Here is a 17,220-nt window from a genome sequence, read left to right as displayed (position 1 = left end):
GGCGAGCCGGGAGCCCGACGGGAAAAGAGGCGGCGCCGTCCGTGACGGCACCGCCCCTCCCGCGTACTGCGCGCGACTAAGCGCTCTTGAACTCCTGGCGCTGGCGGCCGAGCCCGTCGATCTCCAGCTCCACGACGTCGCCCGCCCGCAGGAACGGCTTCGGCTCCGGCTGGCCCGCGGCCACACCGGCCGGGGTGCCGGTGACGATGACGTCACCCGGATGCAGGGTCATGAACTGGCTCACGTACCGGACGACCTCGCCGACCGGGAAGATCTGGTCGGACGTGTGGCCGTCCTGCCTGATCTCACCGTTGACCCAGAGCTTCACGTCCAGCTGCTGCGGGTCCGGGATCTCGTCGGCCGTGACCAGCCAGGGGCCGAGCGGGGTGAAGGTCTCGCAGTTCTTGCCCTTGTCCCAGGTGCCGCCGCGCTCGGTCTGGAAGGCGCGCTCGGTCACATCGTTGACCAGCACGTACCCGCCGACGTGCGCGAGGCCCTCCTCGGGGGAGGCCAGGTAGCGGGCGGTGGCACCGATGACGACGCCGAGCTCGGCTTCCCAGTCGGTCTTGACGCTGGTGCGCGGGATCAGCACGGTGTCGTCGGGGCCGACCACGGTGTCCGGGGCCTTGAGGAAGAGGATCGGTTCGGCCGGCGCCTCCGCGCCCACCTCGGCCGCGTGCCCGTGGTAGTTCAGGCCGATGCCCACGACCTTGCCTATGCGGCCGACGGCGGACCCGATCCGCAGACCCGCGGTGTCCAGCACCGGGAGCTCACCGGATCCGGCCGCGTCCCGTACTCGGGACAGCACGGAGTCGTCGGCGAGCAGCGCGCCGTCCACATCCGTGATCAGGCCGGACAGGTCCCGCAGGGTCCCGTCCTGGTCGAGCAGCGCGGGGCGCTCCGACCCGAGGGGTCCTACACGCAGCAGCTTCATGGGCATTCTCCCGTGGTCGAGGGTGGTCGGCCCATGGGCGTGCCACGGGCCGGCCGATGGGTTGCGGCCATCGGAGGATTGGCCGATCCTCCAAGATGTCGGCCTCATCCGCAAGACCCTGTTCACATGACGGAACGCTCTGCTCCGCTGACCGGGAGCCCGGCACGCTCCGCCCGGTCCTTGCGGTGCTGGAGCCAGGCGCGCTCGGCCACCGACCACGCGGTGGTGGTGACCAGGTACAGCCCGGCCGCCAACGGCACCAGGGCGGCCGTGATCAGCGTCCCGAAGGACAGCAGGGGCAGTACGCCGCCCAGCTTGCGCATGACCTCCTGCTGCTCGGCGCTGATGACACCGACCCCACCGGCAGCACCGGCCGCCGAAGCCCCGGCCTTGGCGCGACCGGCCTTGGCCCCACCGGCCTTGCCCCCACCGGCCTTGGCCCCCGCGGTCCCGGCCCCGGCCGTGGCAGCCGCCAGCGCCGCGGCCTTGCGTCCGCGTACCGCGCTCCACGCGGCCACCACCGAGACGACCGCGAACAGCCCGAGGAACACCAGCCCCTGCTCTCCGAAGAGGCCGCCCTCCCCGAGCGCCTCACCCCACCGGCCGCCGAGCGGCGCGGCGAGCAGCCGGTGGCCGAGCAGCTCGTTGGCGGCCCCGCCGATCTCCGCCGAGGAGAACGCCCGGTACATCAGGAAGAACACCGGCAGCTGGAGCAGCACCGGCAGGCAGCCGGCCACCGGGGTCGCCCCGCGGAAGGCGGCCCGGCTCAGCGGGTGCAGCGCGAGCCGTACGAGCACGGTGAACAGCACGATCGCGGCAGCGGTCGCGGACTCGGCCAGCACCGGTTCCAGGAGCCGGCCCAGCAGAGAAACAAGATCGATGAAAACGGACACGTGGGCCCTCCGAGGGGACTCGTCGAACGTCGAAAGAGATGCGTTTCGGCGTGACGACCCGCGAGGGGCGGCAAGGTCAGGCGATCGGAAGCGATCAGAAGGAGGAGCTGCGCGCCCCTACGCGGCCGTCGGAAGGGGACGGCCGGGCGCCCTGGGCCGCGACCGGCCCGAAGCGTCGGGATCGCGCTGCGGCAAGAACGCCGTGCGCTGCTCGCGATCACGGATCGCGGTACGTATTCGGTGCGGCGGCACGGGCCGCACCAGCCGGGCGGCCAGGGCCGAGGCGCCCACCGCGAAGCTCGCCGCGAGGACCACCACGACCGCGCCGAGGCCGCCCTCTCCGGCGAACAGCCCGAGGAAGCCGCCGAACACCACGAGCGAGGCCAGCAAGGCCAGCAATCGCGCCGGCCGCACGGCCGGCGCGGAGGGCGCCGAGGACGTGGACAGCGCGGAGCGTGCTGTCCACCGCCCAGGGCGAAGCCCGCTGTGCTCTGCCATGCGAACCGCCCCCTCCCCCACCCGCCGCGCACGAACTCTCGTACGAGAACCGCTACTCGCGATCGATGTTAACCGCGCTCACTGACAACGGACAGGACCTCGTTTTGATCCCCGGGCGGCGAGTGCAGCGGATCACGCGCCAGCACCTCGTCGTCCGGCCGTGGATCCCCCGCCCCGCTCCCCGCCGCCTCACCCGGGCCGAACCGGGCCACCGTCACCGCGACCGCCAGGTTCACCGCGAGGGCGACCATGCCCGCGTTCAGGCCCCACACCGGGTCGTTGCCCGTGAAGACCAGCCCGCAGACGACCGCGACCCCCGCGGCCAGTCCGCACACCGCCGCCGCAGTCGTGAGCTTGCGCCACACCAGCCCCAGCAGCAGCATCGGCACGAGCTGCGCCATGCCCTCGTAGGAGACGAGCGAGAGCCTCACCAGAGTGTTCGGCGCCGTGTACGCCATCACGAGCGCGATCGCCCCGGCCGCCACCACGACCAGCTGCGAGGCGAGTTTCTGCCGCTCGCCCGAGCTCCAACGCGGCACCGCCGAGAGCACGCTGCGCCCCCACATGGTGCCGATGACCAGCATGAACACCGCCATCGGCACGATCGAGGACAGAGCCGCCGCCACCCCGATCACACCCACCGCCCACGCCGGCAGCGAGTCCACGACCAGCTTGAACAGCGCGAGGTTGGAATCGGCGCCCGTCAGCCCCGGTACCACGAACAGCGCGGCCATGCCCAGCAGCATCGGCACGAAGAGGAGCACGTTATAGGCGGGCAGCAGGATGGCGTTGCGGCGCAGCGTGTCGGCGCTGCGTGCGCCCAGGTATCCGGCCACGGTGGTCGGGAAGATGACGACGGTCAGCGCGTTCAGCACGGTGGTGGAGGCGAACCACCCCACCCCCAGCTGGCCCCGGCCGCCTTCCGCGTTCCCGGCGCCGGGGAGCGTCAGCCACTGCGGGTGCTCGGCCGCGAGCCGATCGAAGAGCTCTCCGTAGCCGCCGAAGTAGTGGAGCGGCACGTACACGGCGAGGAACCCGAGCGTGCCGATGACCAGCACGTCCTTGAGCACCGACACCCACGCGCTGCCGCGCAGCCCGCTGACGACGACGAAGCCGGTGGTGACGGCGAAGGCGATGAAGTACGCCCATTCCAGGGAGACCGCCCCGTAGGTGACCGTCGAGACCACCACGCCCATGCCGGTGATCTGGAGCTGGATGTAGGGGAGCAGGAAGACGGTCGCGAGTACCGCGACCACGGCGCCGAGCCAGGGGCGCCCGTAGCGGTGGGCCACCATGTCGGTGATGCCCACGAGGCCGTGGCGGCGCGCGTAGTCCCACAGCACGGGCCCGACGAGGTAACCGAGCGCGTAGCCGCAGGACATGTACGCGATCACGTACAGCACGGGGGCGCCGTAGTTGTAGCCCCAGCCGGCCGCGCCGAGGTAGCTGAAGCTCGTGTACCCCTCGCCAGCCATCAGGACCCAGATGAACACGGTGCCGAGCGAGCGTCCGCCCACCGACCATTCGGCGAGCCCGCCGCCGCCTCCGCCGCGCCCGCGCACCGCGAGCAGCCCGAGCGCGACGGTCGCCACCATGAACACGGCGAAGACGGTGGTCGCGACGGCCGCCGCGCTCACCTGTGATCACCGCGCCAGGTCAGCCACACCGCGAGCGGGGTCAGCAGGGTCGCCCCGAGGAGCCAGAGGAGCAGGAACGGTACGCCTCCCAGCGCCGGCTGTGCCCGGTTCGCGAACGGCAGTGCTCCGACGAACAGCACGAACGGCGCGGCGAGCCACAACAACTGCGGACGTTTCACCCATTTCTGACGCACCGCCCCCACATTACGGTGCGCCCGTCACCCCTTCAGGGTGCCCCACACCACGAGCCGGTACTTGGAGGAGTACTCGGGCGTGCAGGTGGTGAGCGTGATGTACGCCCCGGGTTCGCCGTACCCGGCCTCCGGTTTCACGACGCTGCGCGGGACGGGCGCGATCACCCCGGTATCGCGCTCGGTCGTCTCCCCCAGCGTCTGGCCGACCACGTACACGTACCGCTTCCCCTTCACGTCGACGATCAGCTCGTCGCCGGCCTTCAGCCGGTTGATGTGGCGGAAGGGCTCCCCGTGCGTATTGCGGTGTCCGGCGAGCGCGAAGTTCCCCTCGGCTCCGGGCTGCGCGGTCCCCGGGTAGTGCCCGGCGTAGCCCTTGTCGAGCACGGACCGCTTGTCCACGCCCTGCGCGACGGGCACGGCGACGCCGAGGCGGGGGATGCGCAGGATCCCGTAGGTCCCCTCCCGCGGCGGCTTCTTGGCGGCGGGGCCGGTCCGCGTACCGCGGGAGGAGTCCTCGGGGGATCCTTCGGAAGAGCCTTCGGGGGAGCCGTCGGACGGCCGATCGCCCCCGGACGCGACCTCGTCACCGGCCGGAGCATCGGCGGAGGGAGGCTCGACGGAGGCCGGAGCGGAGGACCACTCGCTCTCCAGCTCCCGCACCTGCGCGTGGGCGGCGTTGAGGGCCTGCCGGTTGGTCCACCACACCTGGTGCACCACCAGCAACAACACCACCACGCCCACCGTCACGGCCAGTTCACCGGCCGCCCACAGCACCTGCGCGAGACCGGCCCGGCGCGACCGCCGGCCCTGCCCCTGCACCACGACCCGCACGTGATCCCGCACGGGCGGCACCTTAAGTCCTCCCCCGTCAACTGACCAGCGGCAGTACGGTGTGAACCATGCGCCCCGACACGCCTGCCGAGCACATCGCCGAAGCCGAGCGCCTCATCCGCACGGCGACCCGCTACCCCGAGGACCAGGAGCCCTTGCTCCTCCAGGCCGCGGCCCACCTCGAACTGGCCGACGAACGCGAACGGGCGAGCACCCTATACGACCAACTCCTGGCCGCGGACACGGTCGACGACCCGTCCCTCATCAAGGCCCTGCAGGCGGCCAACCTCTGGGAGTACGGCCACGAGCCCGAGGCCCGCGCCCTCATCCAGGGCATCCGCGCGTCGGCCCCCAAGGACCCCGCGCCCTGGGAGGTCATCGCCGAGGCCCTGGAGGCCCACGACGAACTCGAAGCCTCCCACGAGTGCTTCACCGAGGCAGCCACCCTCCTGGCCCCGGACAACACCCCCCTCACCCGGGCCACGACCGCGCTCCTCACGGGCCGCCACCGCGTACGCCGCCTGCTGGCCCTCCCCCACGACGACTGGGACATGGTCGCGGACACCCGCCACATCGGCCCGATCCCGCTGGACGAACTCCACGACCCCAAGCGGATCTGGGCCCTCGGCTCCGACGACCCCGCCGAACTCCGCGCCGAGATCGCCCGCCTGCGCGCCGAACTCGGCGACCGCCGCGCCGCCCTCTCCCGCCCGTTCCCGGTGGCCATCCTCCACTGGCCGGCCCGCGAGCTCACGGAACTCCTCACCTCGTACCCCACCCTGTCCGCGGAGTACCCCTCCCACGACGCCCACCTGGCCCAGGTCGAAGCCTCCCTCCGCGCCCTGGCCGCCTCGGGCACGACGAACCTCGGCATCGTCACGGCCAGCGTCCCCTCGTACGAAGCCTTCGCCGCCTCGGAGAAGACCTCCCCGTCCTCCCCGTCCCTCCTCGCGGAATACGCCACCACCCTGGCCGCCCGAGGCAAAGCCACCCCCTGGCCCCCGACCGCCACCAACCCGTGCTGGTGCACCTCGGGCCGGCCTTACGGGGAGTGCCACGGACGCAGCGTGGATCCGGCTCGTCCGTGAGCAGAGGCAGAGGACGCCTCGTCCTGCAAGGGCCTGGCGAGGTCTGCACGAACACAACCGCCGGAGAGCACCCGCTGCGCGCGCCGGCGGAGGATGCCGAGGCCCAGGCAGTCCTCGCCTGGCTTCGTTCTCACGACGCCGCCGGCCTCTACACGGGGGCCATTGCCAACGCGATCGACTACGTGCTCGACGGACCGCGCACAGGGCGCTACGACTTGCTCGCACCCGACGTCCATCCCGGCGAGAAGGCTTCGGTGGGCGCCAAGCTGGAATACGAAGTACTGAACTCCTTCGGCCTCCCGAAGGTGCCTCCGCTCGATACCCGAATCTCGGGTATCGCAGTCGATATCAAAGCGACGGTCGGCGCGAACTGGTCCATCCCGGCGGAGGGTCACTGCCAGCTCTGTGTCTGCACGCAGATCAAAATCGGTCAGGGCGTGCACAAATCCTGGCTGGTCCGCGCGCACCGCTCGTGGCTCTACCGTGGTTCCGGCAACCGGGACGGCAAACGGGGTCTCGCTGTGGAGGCACGTGACCGTTGGAGCACGCCCTTGTACGACTGGACACCGCTGCGGATGAATCCACTGACCCTCCTCACGGCGGAGCAAGCCGGCCAGGTGCTCGCGAAGCAGCCCGGGCAGGAGCTGAGGTTCGCAATGATGTTCAGCTTCCTCGAGGGGCACATCATCCCGCGCAGCGTAATCTCAACGGTTGGCGCCGGAAACCATGACCCGGTGCGGCGGACCCGCAATGTCAGGAAGGTTCTCGCCCGCGACGGCCTCACTCTGCTCTGTGGCAAGTTCCCTGACCAGAGAGACATCGCCGCCGCGCATAAGATCACGCTGGGGCCGGAAGACTGGATCGCCCTGCGGCTCGAAGAGGACCGGGCCGATGTCTGACGGCCAGTGGCAGCCCCCCGAGGGCTCCTGGGCATCCTCAGCGGCCCGCCGACGCAACATGCAGGCGATCCGCAGCCGCGATACGAAGCCAGAGCGGGTCATCAGGAGCCTCGTACACGCAAAGGGGCTGCGTTACCGGGTGGCTGCACGCCCTCTGCCTGATCTGCGCCGGACCGCTGACCTCGTATTCCGGCCGGCGAAAGTGGCTGTCTTCGTGGACGGCTGCTATTGGCACGGATGCCCTGAACACTACGTCTCGCCGAAGACGAACCCGGGCTACTGGTCGGAGAAGGTGGCCCGGAACATCGCGAGGGACCGCAACACGGACGAGCAGCTGGAGGAAGCAGGCTGGCTCGTGCTCCGGTTCTGGGAGCACGAGCCGTCCGACGTCTGTGCGGCGAGGATTGCCTCCGCCGTCCAGGAACGCCGCTCTCACAGTCCGGCGCCTTAGCTCACGGGGTCCTGGGGGCTCCGCCTGCTGATGCGACCGGCAGTCAGCACCTGAGCGATCGCTTCTCCGACAGCGTGCGCGACGGGCGGCGGGAAGGCGTTGCCGACCTGACGGTACTGAGCGGTTTTGCCGGTCCTCTCAGTCTTTCTGTCCCCTTCGAAGTCCCACTCCGGGGGGAAGCCCTGGATGATCGCGGCCTGGGCGACCGTGATCATCGGGCCCGCGGGCCGGAACAGGTCACGTTCCGCGCTGTTCTTCTGGTCCATGTCCGCCGGCGAATTCGCGACACCGAGTGCGTTGACCCCCAGGAGCCCCCAGGCTGCCTTGGCACGACTGGGCCCGAGGTCCGCACCCCCGTGCTTCTTTGAGCCACCCACCAGCGTCGGTGCGATATTGCCACTCATGTCCTGCCAGCGCTTCAGCGCGTCCTTCGCAGACTGGCCAGTCTGCCCGCCCTGCTTCAGGAACGGCCGGTACCGGGCCTTCATACTTGCGTCGAGGGCTTCACGTACGGTGACGATGTCCCGCTGGGGCTTCGGCCACTGGAACGACTGGCTACCCAGGACGTCCTTGCGGATGGCTACGAGAATCGCGCGCGGCCGGAGCTGCGGGACACCGAAGTCACTCGCCTCGAGCACCCTCCAGCCGCAGACCTTGTAGTCCGCACCCTCGTGGGTGCGCTCGATTCCGGTCTGCGGATCCTTGGCAACCCCGCCCTCGAGACGCGCCACCACCCAGTCACGGTAATCCGCGAACTTATCGTCCTTGATTCCCCGGACATTTTCGATCATGACCGCTTGCGGGTGCAGTTCGTCAACCAGGTCCAGCATCCGCGGGAAGAGATCTCGCTCATCATCCTTGCCCAGCTGCTTGCCTGCATGCGAGAACGGAGGGCACGGCACTCCGCCCGCCAGCAGGCCGAGCTCACCGCGCCTCAGCTCGCGCCCGAGATAGCCAAGCGGCTTGTCCAGCTCGACCAGGGGTTTGAAGTCGTTCACATCATTGTGAATGATGTCGCAAAACTCGCGCTCGAATTCCCAGCCATCCCGCTGCGCGATGTTGCGCCGAAGCGTCGCCGCGGCGTACTGATCGATCTCGACGAGCGCGAGGTGACGAAACCCAGCCTGATGGAGGCCGATGGCCTGCCCCCCGGCGCCGGCGCAAATCTCAATCGAGGTCAGCGTGTCATCGCTGGCACCCATCGAGTCCTCCTGGTGTGGCAGATACAGACAGGCAAGTGTCGCATCTGCCACTGACAACCGGCGTCACCCAGGCCCGGGCGGGTGCGCTGGCCCTCAGGCGGCACACCCGCCGCACGCGTCAGGGTGCTCCCGCCGCTCCAACGTGCTCCAGCAGTGCACGCATGTCAGCAGCGTCCATACCGGCGGCTACAGGCTGCTCCTCCTGCAGGTCCCCGAGCTGCCGCACCGAAGGATCATCAAGAATGCTCCCCATGAACTCCAGCTTTTCCGCGAGTCTCATGGCAACGACCTCATCGATCGTCCCCGCTGAGGCCAGCACCGTGACGCGGGTCTCAGTCCCCGGAGCCAGCCCCAGGCGGTGGATCCGGTCCAGGCTCTGCAGGAACCGTCCGGCCATGAAGTCCCTGTCAACATAGACCGCATCGTGGCAGTCATGGTGAAGGCTGATGCCCTCACCCAGCGTGGCCGGATTCGAGATCAGCACGGAACAGTCCGGATCTTCCCTGAACCGTCTGATCTCCTCGTCCCGCTCGGGTGTACCGCCATGAACGACCGCGGGCTGAAACTCGTCCAGCAGGAGCGCCAGGCTCGTGATGTTCCGGACGAACGTCGACCACACAAGGGTCTTCCGGCCCGCGAGAGCATTGCGGGCCACGATCTCCTGGACTGCCCGGTACTTCGGCGGCATCTCGTACTGGGGGAGCTTCTGCAGCAGTTGAAACAGCGAATCCCCCTCCTGGATTTCCAGGGGCGGCACCTGGAAACTCAGAGGCTCGTACCTGCTGCTTCCTTCTGCGAGGAGTGCGGGACTCGTCGCAGCCATCAGCAGCCGGAGCATCGCCTTCCCCAAGGCGTCGAAATTCTCCCTGGAGAGTTCAGCCCTCGCCGTGAACCGCCCGACGAGGGCGTCGTAGATTTCCCGGTGGAGTCCCACCAACGGGACCGTGCGGATCACCGGCTGGAAGGGCGGCAGCCCCAGCTCCTTCTTCGTCGTACGGGTGAAGAGCGGGCGCAGGACGGAGCTCGCGTAGGCGAGGTCGCCGCCGGCCACCGCCTGGGTCACCACCCGCTTGCCGTGACCGGGCCAGACGAACGACAGCAGGTTCTCCAGATCGCGGGCACCGTTCGGAGCCGGTGTGCCCGTCAGGATCAGCCGGCGGCGGCTCAGGGGGCCGAGTGCCATACACGCGCTCCCGTACGTACCCTCCGAACCGAGCTTCATACGGTGCGCCTCGTCCAGGATCACCATGGACGGAGCCGCACGCAGCCAGCCCGCGAGTCCCGTGAGGGAGCGGTCCAGCCTCTCGTAGTTGACCACCAGGATCTCGGCGTGCGGATCTGGAACCCGGCCCATCACCTTGGTCACTGGAACCTCGTCAAAGCACTCCCGGCTCTCCGAAATCCACGCCTCGTAAGCCGACTTGGGACTGACGACGAGCAGCCGCCGCGCTGCGCCCCGCTCCTTCATCGCCGCGTAGACGGCAAGCCCGACCCGGGTCTTTCCCGCGCCGGGGACGCTGAAGTTCGCACCGTGCCGCATGGAGAGGAGCCGGGAGATGTCCCTGCGCTGGAAGCCAGTCAGGTCCGCCCGCCAGCTCGCACCGAGAGCAGACGGCAGCGGGACATCGCCCTCCGTGCCAGGTGTCCGCGGGTCCTGTTCCAGGTACTGCTCCGCCTGGTCCGCGTCGTCAAGGACATCTCCGACCAGGGCCAGGAGGTCTTCCTCCCATTCCACGGACTCGGCCGCCGGCCAGTCCGACAGCACCTGCAGACCCGACAGAAAGTCGTCGAGCGGTACTTCCAGAGTCAGCGGACCCTGCTGCCCGCCCACGGGGAAGCTCGCGGCCAGATGCGTGAGGTCGGCGCGGAACTCCTCCGCTGCCCAGAGCACTGCCTTGGTCCGCGATACGTCGAACGCCAGACGGAGCGACGGCTCGGCCGGCCCTCTCACATTCCCTCCTGCTGCTGCAGAGCGGCGAGCAGCCACACGACGCCGTCGCCGGGCTCCTCGATCCGTGCCGCCTCACGCGCCAGCTTCAGCAGACTGGCCTTGAGCGCCAGCACGGCCTCGTCCAACGCCTCGTCGTCCAGGTTCCGTGAGGCGCGGGCAAGCGTCATGTCCGTCACGCACTGGTCAATGTTCTGGACCGCGTCGTGAAGCCGGTCCGGCGCCGCCTGCTTGCGCTTGCGCACGCGGGCGTCCTTACCTGCCGGCACCAGGGCTTCTTCCACCGCATCGCGCGCCTGCTTCCAGAGCGCGCCCGCCTCTGCGGACTGCTCCTTGCTCACCGACTCCGGATCCCGCTCCACCGCCTTCGCCTGCAGCAGTGCATTGGTGAACGCCTTGGCCGCCGCCACCTGCGGGCTGTCACCCCGCACGGGCCGGTTGAGCCCGGGAATCACCCGCCCTCCCATGGCCTCCGCGGGAGCCTGCTGCAACTGTTCCGGGAGATGCCGCTGCAGGTACCTGGCACGGAAGTCCACATCGGCAAGACGTACGTCGGTCTTTGAGAAGTCCAGCACGATCAGAGCGAGCCTGTTCTCCTTGAGCAGGTCAGCCTGTGCCGGATTCTGCCGCACGGTCTTCGCGTAGACCCGGTGGAGTTCACGGAGCTTCTCCTGCTGGTCCTCGAAGTCCATGAGACGGAGCTGCACCGTACCGGTCTTCGAACGGGTCACCAGATCTCTGAGCGTGGCCAGAACCCAGCGGTCCTGTTCCGCGGTCTCCTCCCGGATCCGGAAGTCCTTCGCGATGGCGGCGAGCGGCCGGCCGCTGTTGATCTGTTCTTCGATCGTGAGCAGCCTGTTGATGTAGGAGTACGGCCGGCGCGTGTCGTGGCGGAGCTGGAGTGACAGCTCGACGGCGTTGATGTCATCCCAGTCGCACGTCTCGGGCAGCACCCCGACCCGGACACTGCGAACGCCGAGCAGGCGAAGTGCGGCGACCCGGGTATTGCCGTTGACGAGGATCCCGTCACGCGTGATGAGTCCGGGCTCGTTCTGCCGGTAGTCTTCAAGGCTCTTTTTGAGCTCGTCGAAATCGGGATCCCGCTTGTCCGGGCTGGAAGGCAGCGCCTGGAGCAGGTAGCGGAGGTATCCCTGGCCCGCCTCACCCCAGGGGTTCTCCGTGAGCAGCCTGTCCTGCTCCGGATCGAAGCTCCGCTGGGCACGGATCCGGTGGGTCGCAGGATTGAAGTACACCTGGTCGATCGGCATATCGATGACCTCGACCACGATCGGCTTCGTCCGCCACTCAACCGTCAACGTCTCCTGCAGCCCGCCGCCGGCGCTGATCTCCTCGAGCCGCTTCTCGACCTGCGCTCTGTTCTCATCAGCGCGGGGCGGGCGGCCGAAGTCGATGCTCACGGTGTTTCTCCTCTGACTGCGTGGGACAGGTCTGTGGTGGAGCACGACGGGGGCCGCTCTGCTGGATGGCCCCCGCCGGATACCGAAGGTCTGACTATTGTCAGACCGGCGGGAGGGAGAGAGCCTCGCGGACCTTGTTCCTGGCCTCAGCCGGCAGCGTGCGGAAGTCCGCCCACAGGCGCTCGACCTCCGCAAAGTCCCGGGCGTCCGCGCCCACCCAGTCCGCGAGCGTCTTAAGGTCCATACCGCCCAGCTTGGCGACCCGGTCAAGGACCGTGCTGAGCTCAGCCGTCAGGCCCCGGCCCCCGATACGACAACGGTTGCACTCAGCCACAGGCTCCACAGAAGCCGTTCCGTCCGGCTTCAGCACCGGGCGCCTCGCGATGTCGAGCTGAGCGGATTCGTAGGTGCCGGGGAAGGTCTCACCGGGGGTGATACCGCAGGAACGGCAGTGATGACCGTCTCGCGCCAGGATCTCGCGGCGCTTGGTATCCGTAATGGCCGTGGCCGGCTTGGTGCCCTTGCCCCTCTCCCACACGGGCTGGCCCTGGGAAACGAAACGCTGCTCGTGCGTGCCGAGGGTGAGGTCTTCCCTGTTCGTGTCAATCCTGTAGTCGAAGTCCCTCAGGTCACGCACCCGGCGGTCGGCCTGACTCACGCCAGGGAACGCCTCCTTCACATCCTCCTTGGTGAAGACGTTCCCCTCCCCCACCACCGTGACCAGCCACAGCGCGGCACGCTTCATCGTGCCGAGCTTCTCATCCGTCCAGGACGGAAGACCCATTGCCATCTCCTTATTCCGGTCAGCCTTGAATGGTCACTGCGAGCCGGAGTCCCCCCACCGGCAGCTTCAGCGGACGGCACAACTCTTACGCAGGGGCCCTGCACAAGGCCAGGCCGCACGGGATTTAGAGGTCAGATGAAAACTTCAGGCAGTTCACCCCGGCACCATTTACCGGAACACTTCGGAGGGATTACGTCAGCCAGAGAGAACGGAGTTACGGTGCCGCGACGGACCAGGAAGTGGAAGGAACTGCCTCCGGATCTCACCGGGAGCCACCGGAAGTTCGTCATGATGCTGCGTCGCTTGCGCGACTGCAGCGCACGGACGCAGGCCGAGATCGCCAGTGCAGGGTTTCTCGTGGCGACCAGCCTGTCCAACCACCTCAACGGCGCCCGCATCCCGGCAGAACCACAGGTCAGATCCTTCTTCAAGGCCATCCAGGACGAAGTGTCCGCGCCGGGAGCGGAAGATGACACACCATGGCCCTGCACCCTGGAAGAACTGCTGGAACTGCGGCTGCTGGCCCGCGCCCAGCACTGTGACTGCATGCCACATTCCGAGAACGACACCAAAGCTCCCCAGGAGGAGGCAGACTCCCGGGCAGACGACGGAGCGCCGGCTCCAAGGCGCCCCGAGCGAGGGCCAGTCAGGCGAGCCGACCGGCGCCTCGGAATACAAAGGCGGCCCAACCCGAGCCTTCGGTCCCGTTCCAGGGCACTCTCCCGCGCCGCCATAGACACTGCCGTGGCTCGGTCGCGGATGCCGGTACCCCCCGAAGAGGGGGACCGGCTACCCGCAGGCTCCTTGGCGGCGGGCTGGACGGAGCTGGAAACACTGGCCGGCTTCATGGCCGCCGGCAGGAACCGGGACGCGGGTCTGCTCCTGTGGCGGGCCGGGACCACACTTTCCGCAACGGAGGTCTTGGAAGTAGTGCACTCGTGCCGGACGGCCGGATTCCACGAGGCCGCCGAATCCGTGCTGACCAGTGTCGGCGAACGGGCCGACAAACAAGCTGTGCTGAACATCGCTGCGGCGTTCCAGCAGGCCGGCCAGTCCGGAGAAGTGGGCTTGCTGCTGTCGGCCGCCACCCCCTAGGTCAGTGGAAGCAACAGCTGTTGGTGGCCGCGGGCCAAGGCCGTGGGTGGGGTGGGGCGGGTGGTGGTGAGGGTGAGGAGGGTGCGGAGGGCTGCGATGACTTCTGCTGGGGTGTCGCGGATCATCGACGGGGTCGCGCTGACGACGAGGATGCCGTGGGATTCCAGGCGGAGGCGGCGGTGGAGGGTCGCGTGCCAGGAGTCGCGGTTGTAGTGGTACTCCGCCGAGTCGATCTCCAGGGCCACGCCCTCGTCGGGCCAGTACGCGTCCGGGCTCGCCAGGAACGTGCCGTCCGGGGTGTGGAGGCGGGCGTTCCACAGGGGGGTCGGGAGGTCGGTGGCCGAGAGGGTGTCGCGGGCCTGGGCCTCGGCGATGGAGCGGACGCCGGCGACCAGTTCTTCCGCCGCCTCGCGGATCGCGGGGCGGGTCAGGAGGCGGGAGGCGCGCAGTTCGGTGTGCAGGTCCTGCGGGTGACACCAGCCGGACTGGACGACGTGGGCCAGGACGGAGCGGATCCGGTCCGCCGGCTCTTCGGTCCGGGCCGCGAAGTCGGCGGCCGCGCGGACCGGGCGGGTGCTCGGAATGCCGGAGACGGTGATGGTGCGGGGCCAGCGCGTGGTCGGGAGGGGGCGCACCTCCGGTGACCCGGCGAGCCTGCGCGGGGCGCGGATCAGGACGTCGGCAGGGCTGTACGGGGCTTCGCGGATGCCCAGGAGGGCGAGGGCGGCGCCGCCGGTGAGGGCGGCCGTGTCGCCGGAGAGCGGGTCGGAGCCTGGCTCGGTGGCGTAGAGGACGGCGGCGAGGGCGCGTTGGCGGTGGTCCGGAGGGCCCGTCTGGAGGAGGTACACGCGGGGCAGCAGGCGCTGCCAGGGGCCGCCGGGGCGGGTGCGGGAGGTGATCGTGCCGGGCGGGATGCCTGCGGTGGTGGTGAGTTGGTGGCGCGTGGCGAGGTTGAGCTGCCGACGGGCCGTGGGGGTGGAGCGGGAGGTGGGGGGTGCGGTGCGGACCGCGGGCATAGTGCGGGCCCCGGCTGTAGGGCTGCCCGCGGGCGTAGTGCGGGCTGTGGAGGTGGTGCGGGCTGTGGAAGTGGTGCGGACCGCGGATGTCCCGAGGACCGCAGGCGTAGTGCGGGCCCCGCGTGTGGGGCCGACCGCGGGTGTCGTGCGGCCCGTGGGAGTTGTGCGGCCCGTGGGAGTTGTGCGGGTGGATTGCTTGGCGGGGGTGGAGTGGGTCGGGTGCGTGGTGCGCGTGTGGGGGTTCATGGCCGCGGTATGCCCCGCCCGGACGGTCCGAACTCCCCCGCCGGGCGCTGTGTTGGAACTGCCGTCTGGTGCACCGAAGGCACGGTCCGCGCCGTCCGGTGTGTGCCTCAGCACACGGCGGGGGCCGTACCCCCGGCACGGGCCGAGGCATACCCCTGGCCTGGCGGGGCGCGCGGCGCTCTCCGGGGGGACGTACCCCCGGCACGGGCCGAGGCGTACCCTCGGCCTGGCGGGGCGCGCCGCCGCTCTCCGCGGGCACGGGCGCGCTGAGGCTGCCTCCTGCTGAACTCCCCGCCGGGCTCGGTTTGGGAACTACCTCCGGGCGCCCCGGAGCCGGGGCCCGCGCCGTGTGGTGCCCTGCCCATCGCACGGGCGGGGGCGTACCCCTGACGCGGCTGAGGCGTGACCCCTGTCAGGGACGGTGGCGTACGCCCGGCACGACGGATGCGTGCCCCTGACGCGGCGGATGGTTGCCGCCGCTCTCCCTCCGGCAAGGCCGGGCCAGGGCCGGCCCCTTCGGAGCTGTCGGCCGGGCGCGCAGCGGCTGGTGCCGGGTGAACCGGGCGGCCGCATGCTCGGCGGGCTCCAGTACCCCGGCAGCTCCACGCGGGTGGGCACTGGGCGCGGTGGGCGGCGAGCGCAGTGGGTAGCGCATGCCGGGCGCAGTGCATGCCGGGCGGTAGTGCGCAGTGCATGCCAGGCGCAGCGCGTGCCAAGCCCCGTGCATGCCGGGCCCCGTGTATGCAGGGCACAGTGCATGCCGGGCAATCCCGAAGGGGTCGCCTACGCCGCCCGGTTCGGGTGCTCCGGGGACAGGAAGACGATGACGCCCGTCTTTGTGCCCGGCAGGGGCTCTACCTCGTGCCAGCCCAGGCGGCGGTACGTGGCCACCGTCTCCTTGGCCAGTCGGCTGGTCAGCAGCCAGGCTCGGCGGTCGGGGGCGTCGGCGGTGATCTCGGTGAGGAGGTCCCGGCCGGTGCCGCGGCCGCGCGCGTGGGGGCGTACGGCGAGTTCGTCTATCTCCAGCGCCCCGGAGAGGAGTTCCTTTACCCGGGCCGACCCGAGCTGCGCCGCGACCTGGGCGTATCCACGGTTCTTCGGGAAGGCCGCCGGGGTGATCCAGCCCGTCGCGAAGCCGTCGATGCCGGTGGCGGACTGGGCGAGGGCCGTACGGAATCCACGGCGCCGGGCGTCGGCCGGGAGGCGGGCGGCGAACTGGCGAATGGTTTCTTCGTCTTCGTTCCACGGCGGGGCGGAGAAGACGTCGGCGTAGGCGTCGACCAGTTCGTCCGCGAGGTCGAGGACGGCCTGTCCGTAGCAGATCACGTTGTCCTTGCTCCTGGTGTTGATTGGGGAGTGAGAGAGGGGGAAGAGGGAGGGGAAAGGGGCGGAAGGGGCCGAGGTGGTTTGCCCCTTTGGGTGGGAGATTGAATTTATGCCCATCAGGTTCCCCGCGCAGACATCGCACGGATCCGGCGAGTGTGCGACAAATCCCCTCGGGGCGGTCCGTGTCGGGCGGCCTGGCGGCCGCGTTGAGCAGCACGTGGACAGACTGCTTCGGACCGGCGGCGTGTGCGCACTCGCGTTTCTGCTCGTCTTGGGTGTGGTGGCCGCCCTGCCTCGCACCGTACGGGACTCCGTGCCGGCCCCGGTGATCGGTGGAGCCGTGCTGGTGCTCGGTGCACTGGGTGCCCGACGGCTGGTCAGGGGACCGCGTTAGCCTCGTGGGACGAGGACTGGCGTTCGCACGAGCTTATGACGTGGAGGAGTTGGGCATGGCACGGGTTCCGAGCTCTGTGGTGGCGGCCGCCGGTCTGGTCGGCGGGTACGCCGTCGCCCGGTGGACCAAGAAGCGGCCGCTCGGCGGTGTCGTACTCGGCGCCGCGGGCATCGTGGCCGGGCGGGAGTGGCACAAGCGCGGCGGCGCCCCCGCCGCGGCCGGGCTCGGAGCGCTGTACCTCGCCGGGTTCGCCGGGGCGCACCCGCTGGCGAAGAAGGTCGGCGCGTGGCCGGCGGTCATCGGGGCCGCGGGCGTGGTGGCCGCCGCGTCCTGGGCCGTCGCCGACCGCGGCTGACCCCCGGACGC

General features: G+C 69.8%; 18 protein-coding genes. 6 read left to right on the top strand and 12 right to left on the bottom strand.

From position 1 onward, the window contains the following. Positions 1-76: 76 nt before the first annotated feature. From OTB20_RS26870 to OTB20_RS26845, 6 genes are all read right to left on the bottom strand, one after another. Positions 77-934, bottom strand: coding sequence for a fumarylacetoacetate hydrolase family protein (locus OTB20_RS26870; protein ID WP_267821271.1), 858 nt, complete (start codon positions 932-934; stop codon positions 77-79). Positions 935-1,056: 122 nt separating this feature from the next. Continuing rightward, positions 1,057-1,827 carry a YidC/Oxa1 family membrane protein insertase gene (locus tag OTB20_RS26865; protein WP_267821269.1) on the bottom strand — a complete coding sequence of 257 codons (771 nt, stop codon included), beginning with the start codon at positions 1,825-1,827 and terminating at the stop codon, positions 1,057-1,059. 117 nt (positions 1,828-1,944) lie between these two features. Beyond that, a complete protein-coding gene (locus OTB20_RS26860) occupies positions 1,945-2,325 on the bottom strand; it encodes a DUF6412 domain-containing protein (protein WP_267821268.1) in 381 nt (126 codons plus the stop codon). 68 nt (positions 2,326-2,393) lie between these two features. Next, positions 2,394-3,920, bottom strand: coding sequence for a sodium:solute symporter family protein (locus OTB20_RS26855; protein WP_267821342.1), 1,527 nt, complete (start codon positions 3,918-3,920; stop codon positions 2,394-2,396). 38 nt (positions 3,921-3,958) lie between these two features. Next, on the bottom strand, positions 3,959-4,156 hold the full coding sequence (locus tag OTB20_RS26850; RefSeq protein WP_267821266.1) for a DUF3311 domain-containing protein: 198 nt from the start codon (positions 4,154-4,156) through the stop codon (positions 3,959-3,961). Positions 4,157-4,180: 24 nt separating this feature from the next. Further along, positions 4,181-4,999 carry a class E sortase gene (locus tag OTB20_RS26845; protein ID WP_267821264.1) on the bottom strand — a complete coding sequence of 273 codons (819 nt, stop codon included), beginning with the start codon at positions 4,997-4,999 and terminating at the stop codon, positions 4,181-4,183. Between the two features lie 56 nt (positions 5,000-5,055). Here OTB20_RS26845 and OTB20_RS26840 point away from each other — a divergent pair, with 56 nt between their 5' ends. The 3 genes from OTB20_RS26840 to OTB20_RS26830 are packed head-to-tail and all read left to right on the top strand — an operon-like array spanning position 5,056 to position 7,425. Next, positions 5,056-6,075 (top strand): SEC-C domain-containing protein, encoded by a 1,020-nt coding sequence (locus OTB20_RS26840; protein ID WP_267821262.1) that lies wholly within the window; start codon positions 5,056-5,058, stop codon positions 6,073-6,075. Further along, positions 6,072-6,974 carry a NaeI family type II restriction endonuclease gene (locus tag OTB20_RS26835; RefSeq protein WP_267821259.1) on the top strand — a complete coding sequence of 301 codons (903 nt, stop codon included), beginning with the start codon at positions 6,072-6,074 and terminating at the stop codon, positions 6,972-6,974. Before OTB20_RS26840 ends, OTB20_RS26835 begins: the two co-directional genes overlap by 4 nt. After that, positions 6,967-7,425, top strand: a complete 459-nt coding sequence (locus tag OTB20_RS26830) for a very short patch repair endonuclease (RefSeq protein ID WP_267821257.1) — start codon at positions 6,967-6,969, stop codon at positions 7,423-7,425. Before OTB20_RS26835 ends, OTB20_RS26830 begins: the two co-directional genes overlap by 8 nt. Here the strand turns inward: OTB20_RS26830 and OTB20_RS26825 are convergent. The 4 genes from OTB20_RS26825 to OTB20_RS26810 all read right to left on the bottom strand — a co-directional run bounded on the left by OTB20_RS26825 (position 7,422) and on the right by OTB20_RS26810 (position 12,777). After that, complete coding sequence (locus tag OTB20_RS26825) at positions 7,422-8,627, bottom strand: DNA cytosine methyltransferase (protein WP_267821255.1); 1,206 nt, start codon at positions 8,625-8,627, stop codon at positions 7,422-7,424. The two genes, OTB20_RS26830 and OTB20_RS26825, sit on opposite strands and share 4 nt — an antisense overlap. 118 nt (positions 8,628-8,745) lie before the next feature. Then, complete coding sequence (locus tag OTB20_RS26820; RefSeq protein WP_267821254.1) at positions 8,746-10,578, bottom strand: DEAD/DEAH box helicase; 1,833 nt, start codon at positions 10,576-10,578, stop codon at positions 8,746-8,748. After that, entirely contained in the window at positions 10,575-11,993 is a 1,419-nt protein-coding gene (locus tag OTB20_RS26815; protein ID WP_267821253.1) for a transcriptional regulator, read from the bottom strand. Before OTB20_RS26815 ends, OTB20_RS26820 begins: the two co-directional genes overlap by 4 nt. A 100-nt stretch (positions 11,994-12,093) precedes the next feature. Beyond that, positions 12,094-12,777, bottom strand: a complete 684-nt coding sequence (locus tag OTB20_RS26810; RefSeq protein WP_267821251.1) for a hypothetical protein — start codon at positions 12,775-12,777, stop codon at positions 12,094-12,096. Between the two features lie 759 nt (positions 12,778-13,536). On the opposite strand from OTB20_RS26810, the gene OTB20_RS26805 reads away from it, so the two are divergent. After that, entirely contained in the window at positions 13,537-13,872 is a 336-nt protein-coding gene (locus OTB20_RS26805; protein ID WP_267821249.1) for a hypothetical protein, read from the top strand. On the opposite strand, the gene OTB20_RS26800 is transcribed toward OTB20_RS26805, so the two are convergent. Continuing rightward, positions 13,869-14,888, bottom strand: coding sequence for a hypothetical protein (locus tag OTB20_RS26800; protein ID WP_267821247.1), 1,020 nt, complete (start codon positions 14,886-14,888; stop codon positions 13,869-13,871). The two genes, OTB20_RS26805 and OTB20_RS26800, sit on opposite strands and share 4 nt — an antisense overlap. A 1,029-nt stretch (positions 14,889-15,917) precedes the next feature. Beyond that, positions 15,918-16,460 (bottom strand): GNAT family N-acetyltransferase, encoded by a 543-nt coding sequence (locus tag OTB20_RS26795; protein ID WP_267821245.1) that lies wholly within the window; start codon positions 16,458-16,460, stop codon positions 15,918-15,920. Positions 16,461-16,677: 217 nt separating this feature from the next. Between OTB20_RS26795 and OTB20_RS26790 the strand changes: the two genes are divergently transcribed. Both OTB20_RS26790 and OTB20_RS26785 read left to right on the top strand, forming a co-directional pair. After that, entirely contained in the window at positions 16,678-16,854 is a 177-nt protein-coding gene (locus OTB20_RS26790; RefSeq protein WP_267821243.1) for a hypothetical protein, read from the top strand. 55 nt (positions 16,855-16,909) lie between these two features. Further along, positions 16,910-17,209, top strand: coding sequence for a hypothetical protein (locus OTB20_RS26785; RefSeq protein ID WP_267821242.1), 300 nt, complete (start codon positions 16,910-16,912; stop codon positions 17,207-17,209). Positions 17,210-17,220: the final 11 nt, after the last annotated feature.

The sequence above is a fragment of the Streptomyces sp. H27-H1 genome (assembly GCF_026627445.1).
GTDB lineage: Bacteria > Actinomycetota > Actinomycetes > Streptomycetales > Streptomycetaceae > Streptomyces.
This window is presented reverse-complemented; position numbering and strand designations above follow the sequence as displayed.

What these genes read in the sequence shown, in the direction of transcription:
- OTB20_RS26840 (WP_267821262.1), top strand. Translation starts at nt 5,056, where the DNA reads ATGCGCCCCGACACGCCTGCCGAGCACATCGCCGAAGCCGAGCGCCTC.
- OTB20_RS26825 (WP_267821255.1), bottom strand. Translation starts at nt 8,627, where the DNA reads ATGGGTGCCAGCGATGACACGCTGACCTCGATTGAGATTTGCGCCGGC.
- OTB20_RS26830 (WP_267821257.1), top strand. Translation starts at nt 6,967, where the DNA reads ATGTCTGACGGCCAGTGGCAGCCCCCCGAGGGCTCCTGGGCATCCTCA.
- OTB20_RS26810 (WP_267821251.1), bottom strand. Translation starts at nt 12,777, where the DNA reads ATGGGTCTTCCGTCCTGGACGGATGAGAAGCTCGGCACGATGAAGCGT.
- OTB20_RS26785 (WP_267821242.1), top strand. Translation starts at nt 16,910, where the DNA reads ATGGCACGGGTTCCGAGCTCTGTGGTGGCGGCCGCCGGTCTGGTCGGC.
- OTB20_RS26860 (WP_267821268.1), bottom strand. Translation starts at nt 2,325, where the DNA reads ATGGCAGAGCACAGCGGGCTTCGCCCTGGGCGGTGGACAGCACGCTCC.
- OTB20_RS26855 (WP_267821342.1), bottom strand. Translation starts at nt 3,920, where the DNA reads ATGGTGGCGACCGTCGCGCTCGGGCTGCTCGCGGTGCGCGGGCGCGGC.
- OTB20_RS26805 (WP_267821249.1), top strand. Translation starts at nt 13,537, where the DNA reads ATGCCGGTACCCCCCGAAGAGGGGGACCGGCTACCCGCAGGCTCCTTG.
- OTB20_RS26800 (WP_267821247.1), bottom strand. Translation starts at nt 14,888, where the DNA reads ATGCCCGCGGTCCGCACCGCACCCCCCACCTCCCGCTCCACCCCCACG.
- OTB20_RS26870 (WP_267821271.1), bottom strand. Translation starts at nt 934, where the DNA reads ATGAAGCTGCTGCGTGTAGGACCCCTCGGGTCGGAGCGCCCCGCGCTG.